Source organism: Tardiphaga sp. P4_G1, from assembly GCF_056401215.1.
In genome coordinates, this window is the sequence record NZ_JBFUJU010000006.1 from 21,902 (window position 1) to 45,362 (window position 23,461).

Annotated in this window: 25 protein-coding genes; 14 read left to right on the top strand and 11 right to left on the bottom strand. The window is 58.8% G+C overall.

From position 1 onward, the window contains the following. The first annotated feature begins 1 nt into the window (after window position 1). From AC1DUY_RS15330 to AC1DUY_RS15340, 3 genes are read left to right on the top strand one after another with little or no spacing between them, the layout of a single operon-like run. Window positions 2-931 carry a branched-chain amino acid ABC transporter permease gene (locus AC1DUY_RS15330; RefSeq protein WP_315840661.1) on the top strand — a complete coding sequence of 310 codons (930 nt, stop codon included), beginning with the start codon at window positions 2-4 and terminating at the stop codon, window positions 929-931. Continuing rightward, window positions 928-1,671 carry an ABC transporter ATP-binding protein gene (locus AC1DUY_RS15335; RefSeq protein ID WP_120288460.1) on the top strand — a complete coding sequence of 248 codons (744 nt, stop codon included), beginning with the start codon at window positions 928-930 and terminating at the stop codon, window positions 1,669-1,671. Before AC1DUY_RS15330 ends, AC1DUY_RS15335 begins: the two co-directional genes overlap by 4 nt. After that, complete coding sequence (locus AC1DUY_RS15340) at window positions 1,658-2,365, top strand: ABC transporter ATP-binding protein (RefSeq protein ID WP_439057195.1); 708 nt, start codon at window positions 1,658-1,660, stop codon at window positions 2,363-2,365. The genes AC1DUY_RS15335 and AC1DUY_RS15340 overlap by 14 nt, the downstream gene beginning before the upstream one ends. A 184-nt stretch (window positions 2,366-2,549) precedes the next feature. On the opposite strand, the gene AC1DUY_RS15345 is transcribed toward AC1DUY_RS15340, so the two are convergent. After that, a complete protein-coding gene (locus AC1DUY_RS15345) occupies window positions 2,550-3,758 on the bottom strand; it encodes a BtaA family protein (protein WP_478115337.1) in 1,209 nt (402 codons plus the stop codon). A gap of 169 nt (window positions 3,759-3,927) precedes the next feature. Here AC1DUY_RS15345 and AC1DUY_RS15350 point away from each other — a divergent pair, with 169 nt between their 5' ends. Continuing rightward, on the top strand, window positions 3,928-4,620 hold the full coding sequence (locus AC1DUY_RS15350; RefSeq protein ID WP_478115339.1) for a class I SAM-dependent methyltransferase: 693 nt from the start codon (window positions 3,928-3,930) through the stop codon (window positions 4,618-4,620). Between the two features lies 1 nt (window position 4,621). Here AC1DUY_RS15350 and AC1DUY_RS15355 read toward each other — a convergent pair whose 3' ends face one another. Next, on the bottom strand, window positions 4,622-5,500 hold the full coding sequence (locus tag AC1DUY_RS15355; protein WP_478115341.1) for a lysylphosphatidylglycerol synthase transmembrane domain-containing protein: 879 nt from the start codon (window positions 5,498-5,500) through the stop codon (window positions 4,622-4,624). 320 nt (window positions 5,501-5,820) lie between these two features. Between AC1DUY_RS15355 and AC1DUY_RS15360 the strand changes: the two genes are divergently transcribed. Next, window positions 5,821-6,042, top strand: a complete 222-nt coding sequence (locus AC1DUY_RS15360) for a hypothetical protein (protein ID WP_092139391.1) — start codon at window positions 5,821-5,823, stop codon at window positions 6,040-6,042. Between the two features lie 16 nt (window positions 6,043-6,058). Here AC1DUY_RS15360 and AC1DUY_RS15365 read toward each other — a convergent pair whose 3' ends face one another. From AC1DUY_RS15365 to AC1DUY_RS15385, 5 genes are all read right to left on the bottom strand, one after another. After that, entirely contained in the window at window positions 6,059-6,886 is an 828-nt protein-coding gene (locus tag AC1DUY_RS15365; protein ID WP_478115343.1) for an NAD-dependent protein deacetylase, read from the bottom strand. A 955-nt stretch (window positions 6,887-7,841) separates the two neighbouring features. Then, a complete protein-coding gene (locus AC1DUY_RS15370) occupies window positions 7,842-8,642 on the bottom strand; it encodes an ABC transporter permease (RefSeq protein ID WP_478115345.1) in 801 nt (266 codons plus the stop codon). A 21-nt stretch (window positions 8,643-8,663) separates the two neighbouring features. Continuing rightward, entirely contained in the window at window positions 8,664-9,548 is an 885-nt protein-coding gene (locus tag AC1DUY_RS15375) for an ABC transporter permease (RefSeq protein ID WP_478115347.1), read from the bottom strand. A gap of 11 nt (window positions 9,549-9,559) precedes the next feature. Then, window positions 9,560-10,615, bottom strand: coding sequence for an ABC transporter ATP-binding protein (locus AC1DUY_RS15380; RefSeq protein ID WP_478115349.1), 1,056 nt, complete (start codon window positions 10,613-10,615; stop codon window positions 9,560-9,562). Window positions 10,616-10,714: 99 nt separating this feature from the next. Further along, a complete protein-coding gene (locus tag AC1DUY_RS15385) occupies window positions 10,715-11,872 on the bottom strand; it encodes an ABC transporter substrate-binding protein (RefSeq protein WP_441279454.1) in 1,158 nt (385 codons plus the stop codon). Window positions 11,873-12,127: 255 nt separating this feature from the next. On the opposite strand from AC1DUY_RS15385, the gene AC1DUY_RS15390 reads away from it, so the two are divergent. Further along, complete coding sequence (locus tag AC1DUY_RS15390) at window positions 12,128-13,138, top strand: Gfo/Idh/MocA family protein (RefSeq protein ID WP_478115352.1); 1,011 nt, start codon at window positions 12,128-12,130, stop codon at window positions 13,136-13,138. Window positions 13,139-13,250: 112 nt separating this feature from the next. Further along, window positions 13,251-13,976: a FadR/GntR family transcriptional regulator gene (locus AC1DUY_RS15395; protein ID WP_478115354.1), complete on the top strand. Its 726-nt coding sequence runs from the start codon at window positions 13,251-13,253 to the stop codon at window positions 13,974-13,976. Window positions 13,977-14,665: 689 nt separating this feature from the next. Here the strand turns inward: AC1DUY_RS15395 and AC1DUY_RS15400 are convergent. Together AC1DUY_RS15400 and AC1DUY_RS15405 are read right to left on the bottom strand one after the other, a co-directional pair. Continuing rightward, window positions 14,666-14,845: a hypothetical protein gene (locus AC1DUY_RS15400; RefSeq protein WP_478115356.1), complete on the bottom strand. Its 180-nt coding sequence runs from the start codon at window positions 14,843-14,845 to the stop codon at window positions 14,666-14,668. 106 nt (window positions 14,846-14,951) lie between these two features. Continuing rightward, a complete protein-coding gene (locus tag AC1DUY_RS15405; protein WP_478115358.1) occupies window positions 14,952-15,263 on the bottom strand; it encodes a hypothetical protein in 312 nt (103 codons plus the stop codon). A 95-nt stretch (window positions 15,264-15,358) separates the two neighbouring features. Between AC1DUY_RS15405 and AC1DUY_RS15410 the strand changes: the two genes are divergently transcribed. The 3 genes from AC1DUY_RS15410 to AC1DUY_RS15420 are packed head-to-tail and all read left to right on the top strand — an operon-like array spanning window position 15,359 to window position 16,771. Then, window positions 15,359-15,718, top strand: coding sequence for a hypothetical protein (locus tag AC1DUY_RS15410; protein WP_478115360.1), 360 nt, complete (start codon window positions 15,359-15,361; stop codon window positions 15,716-15,718). Between the two features lie 35 nt (window positions 15,719-15,753). After that, complete coding sequence (locus AC1DUY_RS15415; RefSeq protein WP_478115362.1) at window positions 15,754-16,011, top strand: hypothetical protein; 258 nt, start codon at window positions 15,754-15,756, stop codon at window positions 16,009-16,011. A gap of 25 nt (window positions 16,012-16,036) precedes the next feature. Beyond that, window positions 16,037-16,771 (top strand): hypothetical protein, encoded by a 735-nt coding sequence (locus AC1DUY_RS15420; RefSeq protein ID WP_478115364.1) that lies wholly within the window; start codon window positions 16,037-16,039, stop codon window positions 16,769-16,771. A gap of 125 nt (window positions 16,772-16,896) precedes the next feature. Here AC1DUY_RS15420 and AC1DUY_RS15425 read toward each other — a convergent pair whose 3' ends face one another. Beyond that, a complete protein-coding gene (locus AC1DUY_RS15425) occupies window positions 16,897-18,588 on the bottom strand; it encodes an outer membrane beta-barrel protein (protein WP_478115366.1) in 1,692 nt (563 codons plus the stop codon). A gap of 293 nt (window positions 18,589-18,881) precedes the next feature. Further along, window positions 18,882-20,441 (bottom strand): calcium-binding protein, encoded by a 1,560-nt coding sequence (locus AC1DUY_RS15430; protein ID WP_478115368.1) that lies wholly within the window; start codon window positions 20,439-20,441, stop codon window positions 18,882-18,884. Between the two features lie 308 nt (window positions 20,442-20,749). Between AC1DUY_RS15430 and AC1DUY_RS15435 the strand changes: the two genes are divergently transcribed. The 4 genes from AC1DUY_RS15435 to AC1DUY_RS15450 all read left to right on the top strand — a co-directional run bounded on the left by AC1DUY_RS15435 (window position 20,750) and on the right by AC1DUY_RS15450 (window position 22,980). Beyond that, window positions 20,750-20,965 carry a hypothetical protein gene (locus AC1DUY_RS15435; protein WP_478115370.1) on the top strand — a complete coding sequence of 72 codons (216 nt, stop codon included), beginning with the start codon at window positions 20,750-20,752 and terminating at the stop codon, window positions 20,963-20,965. Window positions 20,966-21,533: 568 nt separating this feature from the next. After that, window positions 21,534-21,827 carry a hypothetical protein gene (locus tag AC1DUY_RS15440; protein WP_478115372.1) on the top strand — a complete coding sequence of 98 codons (294 nt, stop codon included), beginning with the start codon at window positions 21,534-21,536 and terminating at the stop codon, window positions 21,825-21,827. Continuing rightward, complete coding sequence (locus AC1DUY_RS15445; RefSeq protein ID WP_478115374.1) at window positions 21,827-22,018, top strand: hypothetical protein; 192 nt, start codon at window positions 21,827-21,829, stop codon at window positions 22,016-22,018. The genes AC1DUY_RS15440 and AC1DUY_RS15445 overlap by 1 nt, the downstream gene beginning before the upstream one ends. A gap of 764 nt (window positions 22,019-22,782) precedes the next feature. Beyond that, a complete protein-coding gene (locus tag AC1DUY_RS15450) occupies window positions 22,783-22,980 on the top strand; it encodes a hypothetical protein (protein ID WP_478115376.1) in 198 nt (65 codons plus the stop codon). Window positions 22,981-23,461: the final 481 nt, after the last annotated feature.

Below are 23,461 nucleotides of genomic sequence, written 5' to 3' on the forward strand. Positions count from 1 at the left end.
CATGAAACGCATTGCCCCCATCGACATCGCAGGCGGCATCCTCGTCGTCGCCTTTCTCGCGCTGCTCCCCATGTTCGCCGCCAGCAACTACCTAACCGGCGTGCTCACGGTCTGCGTGATCTACGGCATCTGGGCCTCGAGCTGGGACTTCATGTCCGGCCTCACCGGGCGCGAGAACTTCGGCCATTCGCTGTTCATCGGCGCCGGCGCCTATACCGCCGGCTTCCTGTCTTCGATCTGGTCGACAAATCCGTGGGTCAGTCTGCCGCTCGGCGTCGTGATCGCCATCGCCTTCAGCCTGCTGGTCGGCTTCCCGACATTGCGGTTGCGTGGGCCATATTTCGCGCTGGCGATGCTGTCCGCTTCGGCGATCCTGCAGCGGCTGTGTCTGATCTTCTGGGAATATACCGGCGGCGAGGAAGGCATCTACGGCCTCGATCCCCTCATGAAGAACCCGCTGCATTACTACTGGTTCGTGCTGGCGATTCTCGTAGCCGCAGTGATCACACTAACGTTGCTGGCGCGGTCGCATTGGGGACTCCTGCTGCGCGCGATCCGCGGCGACGAGGCGACCTGTCAGGCTGCCGGCATCAATGTCACGTTCTACAAGATCGTGTCGCTGATGATCTCGGCCGGCTTCGCCGGGCTCGGCGGCGCGCTCTATGCGCATTACCAGCTGCAGGTGTCGCCGCCACTGTTTTCGGTCGTGGTCTCGATCACGGTGATCATCATGGTCTATGTCGGCGGCATCGGCTCGATCTATGGTGCCGCCGTCGCCGCGATCCTCCTGACGTTGCTCACCGAGATGCTGCGCGGCTTCGGCGAATACCGGCTGTGGATCTATACGCTGACCCTAATGCTGATCCTGTTCTTCCTGCCCAATGGACTGATCGCGCCGCTCTGGCGCCGGCTGACGGAGCGCCTGCGATGACCGACCTGCTCGAAGTCAACGGCGTGACCAAGCGCTTCGGCGGCCTCACCGCCGTGAAGAACGCGAGTTTCACGCTGAAGAAAGGCGAGTTCACCGGCATTCTCGGCCCCAACGGCGCCGGCAAGACCACACTGTTCAACATCCTCACCGGCTTCATGCAGCCGACCACCGGCACCATTCACTTCAACGGCGAACTGGTGCGCGAACTCGCACCCTACAAGGTGGTCAATCGCGGCATGGCGCGCACCTTCCAGCTCACCCGGCCATTCGTCGGCATGAACCTGCTGGAGAATGTGCTGGTCGCCTGCATGTCGCCGCGCGCCAGCGAGGACAAGGACAAGGAGGCACGCGCGAGCTATCTGCTGGGACAGGTCGGCCTCGGCGGTCGCGACAAGGAGCCGGTGGAGACGCTGCCTTACGGCGACCTGCGGCGATTGGAGATCGCCCGCGCGCTGGCGACCCGGCCGGACCTGTTGCTGCTCGACGAGCCCTTCGCAGGGCTTGGCAGCAGCGAGATCGAACAACTGGCGCAACTGATCAGGCGTCTGCATCGCGAGGAGAACCTCACTATTTTGCTGATCGAACACAAGCTGCGCGAGTTCATGGCACTCGTATCGCGCGTGATCGCGATGAATTTCGGCGAGATCATCGCCGTCGGCCCACCGGAAGAAATCGTGAAGAACGAGAAGGTAATCGAGGCCTATATCGGCAAGACGGAGGAAGCCCATGCCTCTGCTTGAAGTCGCCGATCTCAAGGTCAGTTATGGCAAAGCACTGGCGATCGAATCCGTCTCGATCAAGGTCGAGAAGGGTGAACTCATTGGCGTGCTCGGCCCCAACGGCGCCGGCAAGACCACACTGCTGAAGGCCATCTCGCGCAGCATTGCCTCGCAGGGCACGTTGAATTTCAAGGATGCGTCGCTGCATCCGATCGAGCCATACAATGTCGTTGCCAAGGGCATCTGCCATTGCCCGGAAGGGCGCAAGCTGTTCTCGGAACTCTCTGTGCTGAAGAACCTGCAGCTTGGTGCTTACCTCCGCAAGAACAATGCCGATGTCGAGAAAGACCTGGAACGCGTCTTCACGCTATTCCCGGTGCTGCGCGAACGGCAATGGCAGCAGTCCAGCACATTGTCCGGCGGTGAACAGCAGATGGTGGCCATCGGCCGCGCGCTGATGGGCCGGCCCGAGCTATTGCTTTTAGATGAGCCGTCCGTCGGCATCGCGCCGCGGCTGAAGGGGCTGATCTTCGACTCGATCCAGCAGATCAGAAGAGACGGCACCGCGATCCTGATCGTCGAACAGGACGCGACATCGACGCTGCGGATTGCGGATCGGGTCTATGTGCTGGAACATGGGCGGACGATCCGCGAGGGGACGTCGGCGGAGATCGCCGGAGACAAGTATATCCAGCAGATTTATCTGGGGGTGTGACGTTCACGTGCTCGCTTCTTACCTCTCCCCGCTTGCGGGGAGAGGTCGGAGCCGAGCGCCAGCGAGGCTTCGGGTGAGGGGGAGCCAGCGAGTAAAACACCGCCCCCTCACCCGACTTCCACGCGCTACGCGCGTTACAGTCGACCTCTCCCCGCAAGCGGGGAGAGGTTAAGACAGCAACGCCTTACGCCTTGCGCGTATACAGATGAAACCCGCCATAGATGCCCGAACGATCCGCAGCCAGACCTTCGGCACTGCGCGCCTCTTCGCGCTGCCACGTCTCACGCAGCGATGCATGTTCCGGATCGTCCAGCGGTGACTCGGCACCGGCGGTGCGGAAGATCACTCGGATGCCGTCCTTGCCGGCGCGGTCGATCGCGTCCCACAGCGCACGGATTTCATCCGGCGCCATCCAGTCCTGCGAATCCAGCAGCACGACCGCGTCGATCTGGCGGGCTGGAAGGCTCTCCAGGAACACGCGCAGATTGGCATGCACCGGCGTGACCAGAGCGGCGCGGCTGGCGGTGTCCGCGTAACGGCTCTGCTGCAGATAGAGCGGCAAGCACTTGTCGCCGGGGCCGACATAGCTGCGGCTCAGTGCCTGCCAGGCAAAATAGTTGTTGGCGTTCGGATGCACGTCGATCAGGGCGAGCAGACGCTGATGCAGCACTTCGTTGAGCGGCTGGTTGCCGCCCAGCAGCGTGCGCTGCTGCGGCGGGATGCCGAGGCTGAACAACAGCGCCGGCGTCTTCGTCATCATACGAGCGAGCCGCGAATGAAACAGCCAGTGCAGCCGTTCCAGCGCGCGCTTGCGCGCCGGGGACTGCTTGTCCTCGTGCAACAACGCCTTGAGATCGATGCGGGCAAGTTTCGCCAGCGTATGCGCGAAGCCGATGAAGCGGCCCAGCGCGCCGTGGCGATAGAAGCCGTCACTGAAGTAACCGTAGCGCGGGCGTCCTTGGATATCGCGTTCGTCCCAATAGCCGCGCGCTTCGGCATCGAGCAGCGGGCGCAGCCGCTCGCGATACAGGCCGACATTGATATCCGAGGCGCCTTCGCCGAAGAATTTCCAGAAGTCCTGATAGTTCGGCAGTGCGCGCAGGCCGGCGAGCTTGAGCTTGAGTAGCGACAGATGCGCTTCATTCAGATCGACCGCATAGACATGTTCTGGCTTCGCCGACAGATAGGACAGCGCATTGCAGCCGCCGCTGGAGATGGTGACAATCGTCGAACCGGGCGCCAGTTTCAGCGCCGCCATGTCGGCTTCGGGATCTTCCCAGATCTGGGTATAGACCAGCCGGCGGAACCAGAAGGCAAACAGCCTGTCCCAGATCGTCGTTTCCTCGCGACCACGGCTATTGCGAACGGCGTCGGCGATCAGATGCGTATTCATCGGCTTCTTGGACCCTTCGAATCGACAATCTGAAATTTTTATCAAGCGCAGACTGCGGTTTTGCGACAGTCATTCTAAATTTCGGCCGATTCCCGCGACGAAACTACTGTCACACCGCTGTCGTGTTGCGGTGAAATGGATCGCTCATCCGGATGCGACGAGGTGCGCCATGACGATTGTCTCCGAATACGAAGACGGCGGTCAGCCCGCATGGTCGAACGAAGCCACCCATCGCATGAACCGGATGTATCGCTGGCAGCGCTTCATCTATGACGCGACGCGCCGGTACTATCTTCTCGGGCGCGATCAGCTCATCGCAGAACTCGCGCCTGCGCCGGGCGCGACGGTGCTGGAGATCGGCTGCGGTACCGGCCGCAATCTCGTTCAGGCTGCTCGGAAATATCCACAAACGGTATTCTACGGCATCGATATTTCGACCGAGATGCTGACCACGGCCATCGCATCCATTGCGCGCAACGAGCTCACGGATACCGTCCGTGTCGCCCATGGCGATGCGACGAATTTCGATCCGGCGCGCATCTTTGCTGTTCCGTCATTCGATCACGTCATGATTTCCTACAGCCTCTCGATGATCCCGGGCTGGCAGGATGTGCTCGATCACACCGTATCGCAGCTCAAGCCCGGCGGGAAACTACACATCGTCGATTTCGGCCATCAGGAGCGGTTGCCAAAGATCGCGAGCAAGCTGCTGCTGCACTGGCTGACGCTGTTCGACGTAACGCCGCGCCGCGAACTCCTCGATGTGCTGAAGGCGCTCGCGGAGCGTCACCACGCCAATCTCGATTTCAACCGACCGTTCCGCGGCTATGCGCAATCGGCGGTTCTGACGTTGCCTACGTAATTCAGGCGAGCTTGCGTCTGTTCACATTCCGATAGGCTTCGACGGCACCGAACAGCGCCAGCGACAGCACGAACGGGATCAGGTGATAGAACAGCCGGAACAGCAGCAGCACAGCCAGCAGCTGTTCGGTATGTTCGCCGCCAAGCCCGACAAGGATCGTGGCATCGAACACACCGATGCCCGCGGGTGCGTGGCTGGCGAATCCCAACAGCGTGGCGGCGATGAAGACGACGATCACCTGCGCGACGCCAACATCCATCGTCTCGGGGATCAGCACATACATCGCCAGCGCCGCCGCGCCGAGATCGACCAGACCGATGCCGATCTGGAAGAACACGTTGCGCCCGCTCGGCACCGGCACCGACCAGTTGCGGCCACCGAGCGTCCGAATGCCGTTCCATGTCCAGCCGACATAAGCGATGATACCCACGAGAATTGCCACTGCGATGAAGCGGTTGATCTCAGGTGAGAGCTGATCGATCCGGCTGATGGCACCCGGCTCATGCAAGGTGCTGAGCGCCAGCGCGGTGAGATTGCCGAGCCAGAAGGTGAGCCCGGTCAGGAAGCAGATGCGGGCGACGCCGGCTGGGCCGATGCCATGCGATGCATAAATCCGATAGCGTACCGCCGATGACACCAGCAGCACGGCGCCGGTTCCGTGCGAAATCGGATAGCTGGTGAAATTCGCCAGCGCTGCAATCCTGAAGGGAATGTCCCCCCGCCCGATCATCTGCAGGGCCAGCCAGTCATACAGTGTCAGGCTGCCATAGGAGATCGCCACCAGCACCAGCGAGAGCGCGAGGCTGCCTGGAGGTACCATGTGCATGACAGACAGCACGTGGGCGAAATCCACGCCCTTAAGCGCCTTGGACAGCGCCATAAACGCAATCGTAGCAATTGCTATGCTAAGGAGCGCGCCAAGCCACCTCCAGCTGAGGCGCGTACGCATCAGCTGCATGATATTTTTCAATGCGGGTGGCACATTGTTCTACTTTTCATTAGGTCTGAGCACGCCGTGATTCGCGCATGTGTTCGCGCGTTCTGTTGCACGTCCATGTGACAGCTGCGCAAAAGCAGCGTTTTGGCGCCGCCCAACAATCCGGTGATTTCCAGATTTCGCCCCCGCCATGTCGCATCAAGGTCATGCGGGTTCCGTAAGCCATGCACACTGAATGCACTGATTCATCCAAGCAGGACACCATGTCGACCGAGACCGAATATCAGCTCACCGAAAACCAGTGGGACACATTGCGGATGCTTCGCCCCGCGATCCTGCCACCGGCCAAGCTGAACCGTTACGTTCTCGATCAGCTGGTTGCGATGGGACTGGTTGCGCTATCGGACACTGATCCGGCGCTGACACCCACGGGCCGCGCCGTGGTTCTGCGCGGCTGTCCGCGACTATGGGATCTGGCGGCCTGAACCGAGGCTTGCGCCGTTAGGGCGCATCCGCCCGCTGAAGCAGAAATGCGAGCGCGTCCTCGCAGCGATCTTCGACTTTGAAGCTGAGAAACTCGTCGGCGCGCGTGCGGCCGAGATTGACCGCGGCAATCGGAATCCCCGCGCGCACCGCCGCTTGCACGAAGCGAAAGCCGGAATAGACCATCAAAGACGAACCGGCGATCAGCATGGCATCGGCGTTCTGCAGGTGGCCGAGCGCGGCATCGACGAATGCGCGCGGCACGCTCTCGCCGAAGAACACCACATCCGGCTTGAGGATGCCGCCGCAGATCTCGCAAGCCGGCACGACAAAGGATGCGAAGTCGACGCCCTCCAGATCGGCATCGCCATCGGGCGCAACGGCCGCATCGAGCTCCAGCCAGCCAGGGTTCCGGTGACCCATCTCGTGCTGGAATTCATCCCGCTGGATCCGGCGTTCACATCCCATGCAGCGCACGAGATCGAGCCGGCCGTGAAGGTCGATGACCTTCTTGCTGCCAGCGGCCTGATGTAACCGGTCGACATTCTGCGTGAGCAGAACCTCGCATTTGCCGATCTGTTCGAGCCGCGCCAGCGCATGATGCGCATCGTTCGGCCGCGCCCGGCCGAACCGACGCCAGCCAATGAGACTGCGTGCCCAGTAGCGCTGCCGCGTCAGTTCCTCGCCCATGAAGGCCTGAAAGGTCACAGGCTGCGTCCGCTTCCAGTTGCCGTCGGTGTCGCGATAATCGGGAATGCCCGAATTGGTGCTGCAGCCCGCACCGGTCAGGACAAACAGACGTTGATGGCGATCGACGAAGTCGCGGAGGACATTGGGTGGGGTCATAGGGGAACGTTTATCTCTCGGCAGCAAATCATGCCAAGCCACCACGGATGCGGCACCTGGCACTGCATATGTGGGGACGGAATTCGGCGAGTCCACCACGCGAGATCACGCCGCGGCGTCGAATATCGCTGGCGAGCGGATGAACCGGTTTGTTCATGAGTGGAGACAAGGTGCTTGCGACAGTCGGAATGACTCATTTTATCTGGCAGAAAACATTTCCCGAAGCGCCGCTGCGCTTAGGTAAATGAACCGCAACAGAAACGATCGAGATTTCTGGGTCGGCAGCTCGAGGCTACGCGCCTAGACCCGATAGTCCCGGGCGGCTGACACACGCGGCTCCTTGCCGAAACGAAATCAATGGATGCTCCGCTTGGCCCAACCATAGGCGACCATTGCATCGTGAAACGCATTCCTAGCGTCAACAGTGCTGGCCGAATCTTCGCTCGCCGCAGTTAGCCTGCTGACGACGTCAACCCATTGAGGGGACGCGCGGGTTTCAGCTTCGACATAGCGCCGAATCCATCTCAGCGCCGAAACGACCGACAGCAGCTTCCGATCACCAGTCGGAGTCTGGCCAGGCGCATCAGCTGTCAAAGTGATCGGCGCGAAGATGACCTGCACCGTTACCCCGTCGGTTAGCGGATGAAGTCCAAGCTAGTATGGCGCAAAATACAAGGTACCCGCAAAGTCACGAAATTCAATTTGGAAACAGGCGCCCGTAGGACCGCGCTGATGCCCATGAACCAATATGCTAACGAGAACCCAACCGGCTGTTCGTCATCGGACTGTTCAATGTTCCACCCATCCGCGCCTCGAACGGCAGGTTCAAGATCGCGACAAAAGTCAATGCCGGTTACTAGGTCCGACTCCATGCTTCGGCATGGTGGTTCCTGTCGGCCTTGCGCCATGAGCCAACCCTAGCGATGACCAAGCACGCGCGGCCTCAAACATGAATTTACTTGTCGAGCTTGAACACCATCTGTGTCGGGCGCACGAACCGCAATGCGATCAGAAGCAGCGTCATGACCATCACCATGTAGATCACGGCCATGGCATCGATGGAATAGACGGGGCGAACACCACCGGCAAACATATTGTAGAATAACGCGACGACGAGCGTCTGCGATCCACCGCCGCCGAGGAGAAATGCGAGCTCGAAATTCGATATCGTATTGACCAGCACAAGGACGCCGGCGGTCAGTATTCCCGGTACCATCAGGGGCAACAGAATCCGCCTGAAAATCTGAACCCGGCTTGCGCCAAGCATTGACCCGCTCCATTCCAGATTGACGCTGATCTGCTCGAAAAATGGCATCAACACGAAGACCGCCAACGGGACCATCGGCACCAGGACCGCCAGAATCACGCCGACGACGGATCCGCCGACCCCGTATCGGTAGAGAGTGGTTGCCAGCGGAATCCCGTAAGTCATTTGTGGGATTACCAGCGGCAGAAAATACAGCAGCAGAATGACCGATTTGAATCGGAAGTTTCGTCGCGCAAGAATGTAAGCGGCCGGAAATCCAATGGCCAATGCAAGGAAGACGACAACGACTACGATTAGCAGCGTGACACCTAACACCTGCCCCAGATCGAAATTCTTCCACGCATAAGCGAACCAGTCCGTCGTATAGGCCGGCGGCAGCAGGCCGCCGAACCACCGCTTGGCAAACGAGCTCACGACAACGTGCGACACGATCCCAAGCATGTTGAGGATGAAACCCACAATGAACAGATAGAGCGAGAGCTTCCACATTCTGCTTCGCATTGTGCGGCCCTATCTCTTTCCGACGCCCATGGTCGCTGCCGGCGACAACCGCCGACGGAACAGTATGATGACCAGCAGCGCTGCCAGCTGACACAGGCCCATAACCACCGCGATCGCGGAAGCAGCCGACATGTCATATTGTTCGAAGGCCTTCTGATAGGCCGCAATAGAGATCGTGCGCGTGGTACCCGCCGGCTGCCCGAGCATGATGGCGGACGGAAAGACCGCGAAGCTCATGACGAACACCAGTGCGAATGCGATGGCAAGACCGGGCGCGATGAGCGGCAGCATCACGCGTCGGAAGACAATCGAAGGTGTCGCACCAAGCATCCGCGCCGAGCGTTCAAGGCTGGGATCGATGCCGGATATGTATCCCAGCAGCATCAGGAAGCAGAACGGAAACTGCTGCATGAACAACGCCAGCATAACGCCAGCGTAGTTATGGGTCAGAATGAACGGTTCTTTGATAAGCCCTAATCCGAGAAGGACCTGATTGAACCAACCCTGCGAACCATAGAAACCCAAGATACCTTCCGACAGCAGGATCACGCCAAGCGAAATAGGCATGATCAAGATCGTCGTCACGGTCCGTTCCATGAAAATGCCCCGGCGCATGCCGTAAGCCAGCCAAAGAGCGAGCAGAAGGACAACGATCGTAGTGGGAATCGCCAGACTGAAGGTGATCCAGATCGTACCATACTGATAGGGATCGCTGAAGAAGGTGAGATAGTTCGCGAGGCTGAAGCCGTTGAGATTTTGCGGCTGAAGGCTGAGATAAACACCGTACAGAAACGGATAAACGAACATGCAAAGAACGTAGAGCAAGGACGGCAGCAAACAGAAGAATGCCAGCGCGTCGAATTCGCTCTTCTCATCGTTGGCTACGGCGCGCATTATTTTCTCGCCTATTCCGCAGGAAGCAAGACGACCTTGTCGATCGGAAACTGAAGGCCAATCGTGTCGGTGGTTCGTATCGCCTCGGCGGTGCGTAACCAGACTCGCGTGTTGTCATTGATGCGTATGGCGGCTTCCTGTTCCCGGCCGAGATACTCGACCACTTCGACACGACCACTAACATCTTCGGCACCGGAAACCACCTCGCCGCCCGCCCGGATATCGTCCGGGCGTATCGCCATGACCATATCGGTATCCACGCGCACGTCGTCCCCTGCCCGTGCCCGAATGCGGATTCCATCGCCGACGCCCTCGGCGATCCCGTCCGACACCGACGCGATCCTGACCTTGAAGAAATTCCGGAAACCCATGAAATCCGCCACGAAGACATTCTTGGGCCGGTCGTGGATTTCCTGCGGCGTGCCCGACTGCATCAGGACGCCATTGCGCAACACCACAATCCTGTCCGACAGCGACAGTGCTTCGGCCTGGTCGTGAGTCACGTAGATCGACGTCAGCCCCAGCGCGGCGTGAATCTGCTTGATCTCCGCCCGCATCTCGACCCTCAGCTTGGCGTCGAGGTTGGAAAGCGGCTCGTCGAACAGCATCAGGCGCGGATGCAGCACGAGGGCCCGCGCAATCGCAACGCGCTGCTGCTGACCGCCGGAGAGCTGGCCCGGATAGCGCTCCTCATAGCCGGTCAATTGCACCAGCTTGAGCATCGCATCGGTGCGCTTCTTGATCTCCTCCTTGGACAATGGCTTCAAGGTGAGCCCGAACGAGACGTTGTCGAAGACCGTCATGTGAGGAAACAGCGCGTAATTCTGGAACACCATTCCGAATGCGCGCTTCTCGGGCGGCAGATGATCGACCCGCGCTCCATTGAGCCTGATCTCGCCCTCGGTGGCCGCAATCAGGCCAGCGACAATCGACAAGGCCGTCGACTTTCCGCATCCACTCGGTCCGAGGAAGGTGACGAACTCGCCCTTTCGGATATCGAGTTCAAGGTTGTCCAGCACGGTCTTGTTGCCATAGCGCTTGGTGATTCCAAGCTTCAGCGAGTCCAACGTATCTCCCGGCCCGTTCATGTCGTCCCGTTTCTGAGTAAGAAGCAACAAAGCCACCGGCGGATCCGTACATGCGGACCCGCACGCTCATCGAATTGATTACTTCTTGACCTGGTTTGCGCCCACTTCCCGGTCCCAACGGTCCATCGCGTAGCTCAATTCCTTCACGCCGAGCGGCGGGGATACTTTCCACTTGGTGCCGACTTCGTCGTATTCGGGCCGCCAGAACTCCTTCACCAGTTCCTGGATCTCCTTGGGGGCCTTTTCCATCGTAGCTGCCGTGATAGTCGGCCCAATGAAGCCCGGCCAGGAAAGCACCTGCTGCTCCGGCCGACGCATGAACTTCATGAGATCGAGGATGACGTCGACCTGCTCTTTCGGCACGCCTGTGGGGATGCACCAGTAATGTCCGTCGACCACGAAGGTCGTGTTCTGAAGGATGGTGATTTTGGAGTCCGGCGGGATGACGCTCTGGGCACGGGGCTTCATGTCCCATTCCATGATGCCGGCAATTATCCAGCGTTGCCCCTGGGCGAATTCCTTCAATGTGATCGCGGTGCCCGTCGGATAGTACTCGACGTATTGCCCAAGCTCCTTCAAATAGGCCCAGGTCTTGTCCCACCCCTTGTCGGGATCAAGCGGCTTTGAGTCATTCAGGATGTGGGCCATGCCCAGTACGATCGACCGTCCCGGTCCGCTATTCGCCGGACGCGCATACATCAGCCGGCCCGGATTTGCCTTTGCCCAGGCCAGCAATTCTTCGGCGGTCTTCGGCGGATTGGGGACCTTGCTGGGATTGTAGACGAACACCGGTCCGCCGGCGTTGCCCACCGACGGCACCATGTAATCGCGGCCTTCGTCGTAGAGCGCCTTACCGGCAGGGGTCATCTCATCGCGCGGAAACTGCTTCTCAAAATCGGGAATCTTGATCAACTGGTTGTTGGCCGCGAGAAACGCACCACCGTCCTGTCCGGTCAGCACAAGGTTGATGTCCAGCCGTCCGGCATCCTGCTGAGCCTTGATCTTGGCCGGCAATTCCGGCGCCGGCGCGCGCTGAATCCTGATCTCCTTGATCTTGTCGGGATTGGCCTTCTTGTAGTTCTCGATGATGACCTGGGTAGATGCGAGATCGCCACCGGTATCGATGATCGAGAGAACGATCGGCTCGGCGGCCCTCAGGGGCTCGCCTGCGACAGCCGTCACGGCGAGGACGGCGCCGGCAAACGGGCGCAATAATGCATTCGGACAGATCCGCATTTCCGATTCCTCCCTGGCATATGCACCCGCGTCGCGCGCGGTTGTCATTTATTTGTAAACACAGCATCGACGAGTTGGGCGACATCTGTCAAGCATTGGGAGATCGCAATCGGCCGATCATGAGCGGGACTTGCTGATGTCGCGATGTCGCACCTTGCCCGTCTTGCTCGTTCGCATATCAGTCTGTGACGTCATATCCGACCCTAAGAGCCGACAAGTCGGCGCCTTGAGAAGGTCGGCCATCGGGAGAAACGCATGCCAATTGGAGTCGGCCTGATTGGGCTCGGAATGGCGGTGAAGCCGCATATTCTTTCGTTGCTTGAATTGCAGGCGCAGGGACGGATTACGATCGTCGGCGGATTTGCGCCGTCAGCGGACCGGCGGTCAGCGTTTTCACAGCAGTGGGGCGCTCCGATTTTCGATAGCCAAGAGGATTTGCTGTCGCGCTCCGATCTCGATCTTGTCCTGATACTGACGCCCCCCGGAACGCATCTGGCGACCGTGCAGGCTGCAGCCGCAGCAGGAAAGCACATTCTGGTGGAGAAGCCCGTCGAGATATCGGTTGCCAGGGGTGAGGAGCTCGCGGCCGTCACGGAGGCTGCTGACGTGCGGTGCGGCGTGTGCCTGCAACATCGCTTTCGTCCCGCAGCACTACGCCTGAAGGCGGTGCTGGATCAGGGAGATCTGGGCGATATCCTGTCGGCGAGCGCATCGATCCGCTGGTGGCGTGATGACGCCTATTTCCGTCAACCGGGCCGTGGCATGAAGGCGCGCGATGGCGGCGGCGTATTGCTCACACAGGCCATCCATACGCTCGATCTGCTTCTGCATTTCGTGGGGCCGCATAAGGACGTCGCCGGTTTTGCATCGACCTCTCCGCTCCGAACGATCGATACTGAAGACGTGACAGCGGCGGCCGTGCGCTTCCGGAGTGGCGCCATCGGCGTGCTCGATGCCACCAGCGTTGCGCGGCCCGGCTATCCAGAGCGTATCGAAATCGCCGGCACGCGCGGCTCGGCCTATCTCGAGACGTTCCAGTTGGCCATCCATCGCCACGAAGGCCCGCCAGAGACGGTCGGGACTGCGCAATCGGGCGGAGGTGGTGCCGATCCGATGGCATTCGATCACGAGCCGCATCGGAACGTGATCACCGAGATGCTGGATGCCATCGAACAACGACGCGAGCCATCCAATGGCGTGCGCTCCGCCCTTCACGTGCAGCGGCTGATCGAAGCCTGGCTATCAGACGCCGCCGCCCGCGCCTAAGCAGTTTGGCCAGCGCTGCAATCCCGGATTGTCAGCGGCAGCACGCCGACTTGTCAAAAAGATGTAATGTTGCCAAAGACTGGAGCATGTTCGGAGCAAGGACGGGGTGAACATGGGCTCAACGGTCAAACGGGACGACATTCCGGAGCGCCCGGCTGTGACGGGAAAGCTTAGCGACCGCGTCTACGACCATGTCCTCAGCCAGATCACGGTCGGAATCTATCCGGTCAATTCGCGGCTCCCTCCCGAGACACGCCTGGCAGATCAGCTTGGCGTTTCGCGCCCGGTTGTCCGTGAAGCACTGATGCGGCTGCGCGATGACGGCGTCGTCGCATCGCGGCAGGGCGCCGGTTCGTTCGTGATGCGACGTCCCGCGGCAGACGTTTACAACTACGCTCCCGTGGGAAGCATTGCCGATATCCAGCGCTGTTTCGTATTTCGGATCGGCATCGAAGGAGAAGCCGCTGCGCTTGCCGCGCGCGATCACGACCCGGAAGGTCTGCGCCGGATCCGCGACGCTATCGTGGCACTTGATCAAGTGATCGCAGATGCCGCGCTGGGCGTGGAGGAAGACATTGCGTTCCACCGTTCGGTCGCAGAGGCCACCGGCAATCGCTTCTTCGCCGCGACTCTCGCCGCGATCCAGTCTCAGGTGAGCGTGGGTATCACGCTCAATCGAAACCTCTCCTTGATCCAGCCTCGCGACCGACTTCTGCGTGGGCAAGAGGAGCACCGGGCCGTGTTCGATGCGATCGCCTCCAGAGACGAAGCCGGAGCTCGCGAAGCCATGCGGTCGCATATCGAGAATGCCCGCAAGCGCGTTTTTGAAGGCGGATAGCTGCGCGCAGCATGGCTCGCGCGCCCGGGGGTGGTTGTTCTCAGATGAAAATCGGGAGATTCTTGATCTGCGGCGGCGCCGCAAAATGACACTAAGTCATTGAAATCATGGTCGGAGTGGCAGGATTCGAACCTGCGACCCCTGCGTCCCGAACGCAGTGCATTAATCTCAAGGCATTGATCTTATTGACTTACCTTTCCAGTTCGGCACGTTTTGTTCACGGCCAAAACAGCCATTTCGTTGCCAATTCGTTGCCCGCTTTCAGACTGAGGGATCTCGATGATTGCATGGTTGATCCGGCAAGAAGGTCGATGGGGTAGCCCTACAGCCGCGGCGGCGATCATCTGCGCGGTGCTGGTCGGCCTGAGCCTAAGCGTTCTTCTACTGGGCCCCGCCGCGACCGTCGTTCTCGCTGCCGTCCTAGAAGGATGTGGCTGGTTGTGGTTGGATCCTCGCGAGCCCACCCCATTGAACCGCAGCGCGCAGCAACAGCTGGCGGAAAATCTTCAGCAAAACGCACCCAGGTCCAGCCCTACGATGAGTCCTCGAATAGCCATCGCTTGTCTGATCTTGATTGTACTGATGGCCGGCTTCTTCGTGGCTGATGAGTACACGTCATGCAGGCAAGAACATGGACCCAACTATAAGTGCTTTCCTGGCGGGCGACGGCTGGTCCGGTAGCTTCGGACTCATCCGCCCAGCGATACATCGACCATGTCGTTATGCATGATCGTCTGAGGCCCGCGGTTGTCCCACTTGATGACGACACCGCTCCATGTGTTCTCTGTCACGGTGCCGGCATCGCCTACGTCGTTCTTCCAATGGACCCGGTCGCCGATTTTCAGTTTTCTCGATTGGTCGCCGGTCATGGACACGGCCTTTCAATGAACGTCATTCCCGTTTCTTCTTAAACGGCACTACATGCCCTGGCCCCGGACGCTGGGGCAGCATGGCTGTTTAGGCTTCGGCGGATCGTCAGGAAAGAACCGCTTCCATCTGCAGGTCGAATAGCCGTGCAGATAGTCCCACCACCGCTCGGTGACGGTCGCCTCGCTCCAGAGCATCGGATCCGGCTCTGAGCCATCTTCCTCGCCGGTACGCGGGATCGGTATTGGGATCGCCGGACTGGTCCACATGGATGCCGCCTGCGGCGCTCAGGCGCGCATACTCGCAGTCGTCCGGCTCGGTGCACTCGTCGACGATGATGATCAGTTGAAGGATATTGTCAGCAGAGAAGATCCCGACGATATCGTGGGTCTCTATTATTCGAACGAGATAGGTTGGCATGCCATCTTACCTGCCCCGGCAAGGTCTCCCGAGTGCTATCAATAGCATACGAGACCGCGTGGGTCACCTCAGCGTAGATGGAATAGGATGGAATGATGGATGAGCTGAAGAAGGCAGACTACGCGCTTGCACTGAGCACTCTCACTCAAGCGATCGTTGACGAAAGACTGAAGCGCAAGAACGATCCGGCGCGGTGGAAAGCTGTCACGGCGGCCCAGATTTTCGAAGAAGAAATTAGGAGCCACGAAGAGCATTTAACCGATATCATCCTGCATCACGCCGTGGAAGGCGCCTGTCTGTTTGCAATTCGCCATCTCGGGAACATCCTAAATGATGCAGGTGGCACAGATCTCATGCGGGAGGTACTCGCTGCCGCGACACTTGCTGACAAAAACAGCCAGCGCGTCTCGATCATAAATGAGCACTGGAGCGACGTCGGCTCTTGGGCGTCGTAAAGGTGTTCTGCGCTCTAGAATAAGGAAAGAATGACATGAGGCTTATAGAAATCGCCAGCGCCATGGCCGCCGTGATCGCGGCCGGTCTCTGGCTATACTCGGCGAAGGTTGAGGTCTACGCGGAGAACCAATCATCGCCACGAGCTGACAACTTGGTGATCATGAAGGACGATCGCAAATACGATGTCACCGGCACGGCTCAAGAGCAGTCTCGATGGAGTGCCTATGCCGCGATCGCCGCCGCTGCGGCTGCTCTCTTGCAAGCTGCCGCGATCATACTCCCGCGTTCCTGAGAGCGAATGTTCCCGCATAGCGCCAATGATCGCCGGAGTTGAAGCAATGGAGCCGAATGATAAGGTTTGGCGATACCTGCCGTTTTCGCGATTTATATGGCTGGTCCAAAATCAAAAACTTTGGCTGTCGCGCACCGATCTTCTCGAGGACCCGTGGGAGCTCGCGGTGACAGGCCAGGAAATCTCGTACCTCGCTGTGCGACGACCGATTAGCGAACTGGGGGTTCAGGGCGAGACATTTCTTGAACGAACTAAGCGTGTCCTTGAAACATGGCGAACCACGACGTTTATCAATTGCTGGTGTGCTCGGCAGGAAGAGTCGCACGCTCTTTGGCGCGTGTTCTGCGGCAAAAATGAAGGCGTAGCAATACAGTCAACTTGGCAAAAGCTGCAAGATACTGCGCAGAACCTTCGCGTCGTGCCAGTCGATTATACAGGTTATGATCAAAAGATTAGACCCCCTCAACAAGAGCAGATCGCGATCCGAAAGCGCCGCATGTTCGATTATGAGCACGAAGTGCGGATCATCGCCCGATCCGAATCTCCAAACCCTACACTAGTGAAGGGCGAATTCGGGCTACAGCTACCATTTGATGCTGCGACCTTTATCGAAAGCATTGTCGTGCATCCAGAATCAGACGCCTCATTCTTCGAGGTCGTGGTGGGCATCGTAGATGCCCACATTCCTGCACTGAAAGACAGGATCGCGCGTTCTGCAATGGCCGAACTGCCGCCAGCGATTCAGGTGCCACAGCAGTGATGACGCCGCCCCGCCATCCGCTAAAATAACGGGATGCAAGCAGACGGTCGGCTAGCAGTCATTTGTCTCGTGTGTTTCGCTATTTTGATAGCGGGCATCATAGTGGAGAAATACTGGGATTGCTTTTAGTCGGTATTAAACGAATAGGCCGCTTGCAGGAAGCCGCCATAGCGCTCTGTGCGGGCCGGCAGGGTCTGACACGGACATGGCGTGCCGAAGAAATTGGTCTTGGCATCATCCGTGGCCCACATCGCCCAATAGCGCGCGCCTGCACCGACGGATAATGACGGCGTCACATAATATGAGAGGATCGTTTCCAGCTGCACGCCCCTGCCTTCGCCGCTCTCCGGCGAGCGGGTGTCATATGCGTTGCGCAACACATGGTCGTCGACGCCCGAGAAGCGGACATAGGGCAGATAGGCCGCATCGCCGGTGAGTTTCAGCCGATCGTTTAACATGACAACTCCGTTAAGGCCGACTCGCAACGAATGCCACGTATCGTCCTCCGTAATCGCCAACGTCGATCCCGGGATCGCTGGCACACATGGTGCCGCGACGGTCGCATTGGCGATCTGCGTGCAGCCATAAGCCGATTTGTTCTCGCGGTAATAATTATAGCCGATGAACGGCCCCACGTTGACTCCCGGGCCGCGGATAAATGCATAGCCGACATCGACTGTGGCATACGCGATGCTGCCCTGCACGGGGTCCGACACCGTGTTCGAATAGGGAACACCGTAGCCGGGCATCCAGTCCTCGTCGTTCATCTTGCCGCTCAGCAACTTACCGCCGCCGATGAAGCCTTTGAGGAAGAAATCTGCCAGGCCATCGACACGACCGAACACTTCGCCGGAGACTGCCGGACTCTCATATGTCAGTCGCGAGTTCAGGATGTTCTGCTGTGCAGGATCGGTGCCTGCGCCGAGATCTTTCTGAAAACGACCCGACGAATACCAGACGCGGCCGCCGATCTCGATGTCACCTCGCATGCTCGGATCTTCAACGCTTTGCGAGCCACGCAAATACATGTTCTGAGAATCGTCCCACCGCGCATCGGTATCGCCGCCGAGCTTCATGTTCAACCCGACTTTGACAGTCTGGATGTTCTGCGAGACGCTGCTGCTCCCTGGTGGCGTCGTCCCATAGAGCGCAACAGGCGGAAAGGGCTGGAAATAGCTGCCGGGCGTCGACATGCCGAAGCTGTTGAAACCGGCATAGTCGTATTCCATCTTCACCGACCAAGCTGGCGCCACCGCTCGTTCGATGCCGACGCCCGCGGTCCAGCCCCATTGGCTGTTCTTTGTGCCGGTCGAGAGGTCGATCGGGTTGGTATTGATATCAATCTGCTGATTGAGCCAGGCGACGCCACCCTTGGCATAGAGCAAGGTGCGTCCGGCCTCGCCAGTCGCCAAGCCAACGCGCCCTGTAACGGTGCCCAGCGCGTTCTGCCGCACCCGGCAATTGGCCGACAGGAAATAGCCAGATGACGCAAGGCACGTATTGGTGCCATTGGAACCGACTGCGCTAATATCGGCCTCGACGCCCAGCACCAGATTCCGGCTCGGCTGAAAATTAAAGCCTACCTGCGCGCCTCCCAAAGCCGTCGGCGTTCTGACATCGCCGCCATAAACGGCCGGGCCGTTGCTATCCGTGAATCTGGATTGTCCCAATCCGCCCCCGACATGGACGCCGAGATAAGGTCCGGCCCATGTCCAAACCGCGAGGGGATAAGGCTGACTGTATTCGGGCAGATCCGCAGCGACCGCCTGGCTTGCGCCAAGCAGCAGAGAAGCAACGATAACAGATACTCTGGTCATGTAACCACACTCGAACGCCGCACCAAGATTGGGCGCAGCTTCGGCGAGATTCGTTAAAATTTCCCCTTTACGTTTCGCTAACTGTGTTTTTTAGCAAGGCGTCAACCATGACGGAGCGACCACGCGCTTTTAAGCCCGCGCAGGACCAGACGGGGCCGGGCTGGCGCACTCACGAATAACAGTGGAGTATCTATGGTGCGTCAGGATCCTGCTTCTCGTTTCGAGTGCGGTCCAACCAGAGGAACAGGCTCGCTAGCGATCCGAAAGGCAGCACAATCCATCCGCCGCCCTTCTTAGGCAAACAGGAAGTCCCCCGCTGTCAGCGCGCCCGTAAAGTTCAGGAGCGCGACTTCATCGGCTCCTGCCGTGATAATAGTTGTCGTGTCATATTGTGCGATGACAAGGTCATCGAACGATTGAACGCCCGATACGTTGACGAATGAAATAATATCGTTCTGCTGTTGGCTGAAATCGTGAATGACATTGTAGGTACCGACGGTGGATTCGCCGTCGTCCCTGAATACGAACGTATCGGTCCCGCCCTGAGCGTTGCCGCGCAGTTCGCCGTCGCCCCACATATCATTGCGCACCTCAAAACCGGGCGCAGCGGTTCCTGCCCAGAGGACATCGTTTCCGCCCACGGCGCGACCGGACATTAGCTCAGCATCACCCCATAGAAAATTATCGACGCGACCGAACTGGCTGGCGTGGCCACCGACGAGAATATCGTCGCCTCCCTGTGCGGCGCCGGCCATAACCTGTGCGTCGCCATAAAGGCGGCTAACGCCATCGGTCCGGGCCGTTGTACCGCCGGTAAGACTGTCGTCACCGCCTTGCGCATTGGCGAGCATGATAAGCGCATCACCAACCGCGAAATTTTCACTCCCGAGCAAAAGCGCTGTGTCATCGCCGCCTTGTGCATGCCCGGATAGTACCGCGCCCGCGTCGCCGTAAAAGGAGACCTGGTGGCCTCCTTCAGTTGTGAAAGTATCGTCGCCGCCCTTGGCAAAGCCCGCGACGTCTCCACCGGCGTCGCCGTAGAAGATGTTATCTCTCACAGCTAAACCCGAACCAGTGAAACTGTCATTGCCCCCTTCGGAATAACCGTACATGCTGCCGCCGGCATCACCAAAGACAGTGTGTGTAGCGTCTCTGGCCCCAACGAGAACGTCATCGCCACCTCTAGCGTGCCCGGACATGTCACCCGCGGCGTCGCCGTAGAATAAGTTATTCGAGTCGCCTCTTGCGGTGAATGTGTCGTTTCCGCCCTGGGCGTAGTGCAGCATGTTACTTCCGGTATCGCCAAAAAAAATGTTGTTGGCCTGCCTAGAGCCTTGAAATGTGTCGTTGCCGCCGCTGCTGCGGTTGGACATGTCTCCGCCCGCATCACCATAGAAAGTGTGCATTGCTCCTTGAGCGGTCGTGGATAGAAAAATGTCGTTGCCACCTTGAGCCTGTCCAGACATCGTACCACCGGCATCGCCGAAGAACGTGTTGGTCTCTTGTCGGCCGCCAATCGCTTCGAAAGTATCGTTGCCGCCCTTACTGTGGTTTGACATATCCGCCCCAGCGTCACCGTATGCGGTGACCTCGGACATTGAGAGACCCTTGAAAGTGTCGTCGCCACCTTGAGCGGAGTTAAATAGGCTGCCGACGGCATCTCCATAAAACGTGTATGTAGACGCTCCGAGTGCGTGAAAAGAATCATTTCCGCCCCTGGAGAAGTTGAAGAAGCTGCCGCCGGCGTCGCCTATGAGGACTGTTGCCGTCGGGTCGCCCGCAAGGTCGTCGTCAGAACCAAATTGGCGGCCAACTAAGTCACCTGGAGTGATTTCAGTAGGTTTCTTAGGCATCAGGTTTCTCCGTCTCTGTGCTCCACTACAAGCCTAAGATGCAATTTGTAGTGACACACCTACTAATCCTAGGTAGTCCTTTCGTAGGATAGGCAATAGGCTGTGCTCCGCGCGCGCATCGGAAAGGCAGAGAAGGCTACGCAAGACGGGTCGGCACCATCGCTCAGCAAGACTGGGATCCGAACCCGGAGAGGTCGGGTATCTGGAAATGGTCTTGCGGCTTCTATCCGCTCCATCGCGATCAATGTTTCAGAGGCGTCGCACGGGACTTCGAAACGGCGCGCGCCGCCTTTGATGCTGCGTGGAACGTGTTCCTGCCGACGCGCACCGAAGCCGAGTTCGAGGCCTCGCGCCGCGACAAACAGTGGACTGCCAACAAATACGCGCTATGGGATGCCGGCTATACCGAGCAAATCCGGCGTGGCGAGATCCACTGCGCATGCGGCAAGACATTTAACCCGCGACTGCACGAACAGACCATGGCCCATATCAGCCACATCACTGGGCGAGCACCGGGCACGTAACGGACAGGAATACTGCATGTGCAATCTGTATTCGATGACGAAGAACCAGGACGCCATGCGACGCATCCGAACCCTACCCTGTCCAGTTTGCGGAGCCGCCTCTTATTGGATCAGATGCTCCCTCCCCGACAACGGCCTCGTTACACACTCCTACGAGTGTCCAAAGTGCAGCTTCATCCATGCCGCTGTCGAGCCGGATCCAGCAATCCAAGCGGGGGGCTGGTTGAAGGTCGAACTGCGACCGCCGGAGAATTAGCCATGATCAGGCGCCTCCTCGCGAAACCATGGGACACGGAAGACATCGCCAAGCTGAAAGAGCTAGTCGACAGCGGAGCATCTGCTCTACGTGCCGCGGCAGCGCTCGGCCGGCCCCTTACATCAGTGAAAAGGAAGGCGAACGATCTAGGTATTTCGCTGCCAAGCGTCCGCAAGGTAAGGGCGGACCTGCGAGCCAAGGGCGCTATCGAGGACCTTCGACATCGTAGTCTGCGGCAGACGCCGAGGCGCTTGACCGGAACTAATCCGTTACAGGACGTTTGAATCCACTGTTCAGGTGCGGAGTTGCGTTGTGTCCTGGTCAACCCGGTTTCCAGATCCTATTGCCCTCCCCGACGGCGGTAAACTTGCGACCCTGCAGGATGCTGGCGAATATATCATCCGCCTGCCAAAGCAAACGCACGATGCACGACCGTGGCAAAACGCGATGCACGTCTTGATCCAAGCCGCCGAGTACGACGGGCCGATCGAGTTCGCGCGGCTCGGTATGCTGCAAGCACTCTTCCCAAAAGGAACGCCTGTCTATCATTCGGTCGACAAGGATACACAATGGCGCAACCGTACCAAGCTCGCGAGGGATCGGTGATGCGCGACATCGACATCATCAACAAGGCGATGGAAGACGCTCGGGCGGTGCTGCACACTTACATCAGACCGGGTCCGCGGGGCCCGCTATTCGTTCTTCAGCGCATGCTTGAGATACTGGACCACGAAGACGTGGTCGCCGCGCAGGAGCGCTTGCAGAAGGGCTATGGGGAATTGCGGTTGGTGAAATAAAGATCGCCGGCTGTCACTCAAGAAGTCCGGCGATCGTGAACTAAAGTCTAAGTGAACGTTCCTGCGGCTGCTTATACCAATTTCGCGGAAGTCCTGCATTTGCAGGCCTACGCATTGAAATACCAAGTAGGTGGGCTTTGCACACCGTTGCCGCGAGCGTCCGTCCCAACTCTCGGGAAATGTCGTCCGGCGATTTGCTCCCGGCGAGAGCTTTTAACTTTTCAACATCATCATCTGTCCACGCCCGATATCCGTGCGGCATTTCCATCCTCCACGCCAACGCGACTTTCCCGGCAAGAAAATATTATGCACCGCAACACAGCGGTTCAATCATATTCTTCGTTTTGAGGTGGAGAGCGTATCGAACTGCGCAAAAAACCACTTTCGGGATAGTGGATCGGTTAGTCGCGCTGTGCCGAGTGCGTCGATGACTCTAACGAAGCCCCAACGAGAAGCGATCGCAACGGCTGCTCGACTGAGAGCGATATCTCGAAGGTGCAAAGAGTATGCGAGGTTCGTCGGGTATCGATCAGTGTCCGATCAGCTAAATGCACTGGCGCTAAAATACCAGGAAAAAGCTCGGAGGGTCGAGGAACGCGCCGGACTGAAAAATCGGGCAATTCCCAAAGTCCGAAATTGGTGATTATCTATACCCACCCGAGCAGGGCATTATTTTCAGCAAGTTGATAGTTGGGAAAGTCGGTAAGGCGGCGTTGCTTCGCGACTGACTAATCCTCCTGGCATTCCATAGCGAAGGATTTTCCATGAAAAACGTGCTTACTGTTTGCGCCTTTTTATCCGCCGTCTTTGTGCTTTCCGTAAACGCTCAGGCCGCGCCGAAACAGCAGCGGACATACGAGGCCTGCACTCAAATGGCGGACCAACGGGGCTTTATGGCTGCCGAAAAATACGGCGGCCGCAAGCGCTTTGTGAATCGTTGTATGCGGGGCGCGCAGCAATAATCTAAAACCAGAAAACCGCCGGCATCCGATTGGACACCAGCGGCTATAGATCGCTGATGCGCAATCGGCAAAGGGTCATCAGGCTGGTGAAATAGAAAAGCCCGGCCACCATCGCGGGCGCCGGGCAAGTTTCTAGAGAAAACAGGCCGATCACCCGGTCACTCTCTCGGGCTTCGCGACGGGCCGCAGCACGAACTATTAAACAGTGACGCGCGCCACCCGCCCATCCAAATGCGGTTTCCGCCAATGAACGACGACGCGTGTTTCCTTTGACGAAACGCACGCTCTGGTAGATTATCGCCAGAACGCTGGAAAGTGTGGGCTATCAGTTTGGGGGCGGCAATTTCTTCTCAGGTTAAGGCGCCGCTAGGCGCAATCGTAGTCGCTGCATGCGTCGCGCTAGCATCGACGGCAATGCTCTGGAATGAATTTCACGCGGTCAGCAGCGATGCGGGCGTACACTATGGACTTGTTCGAGATA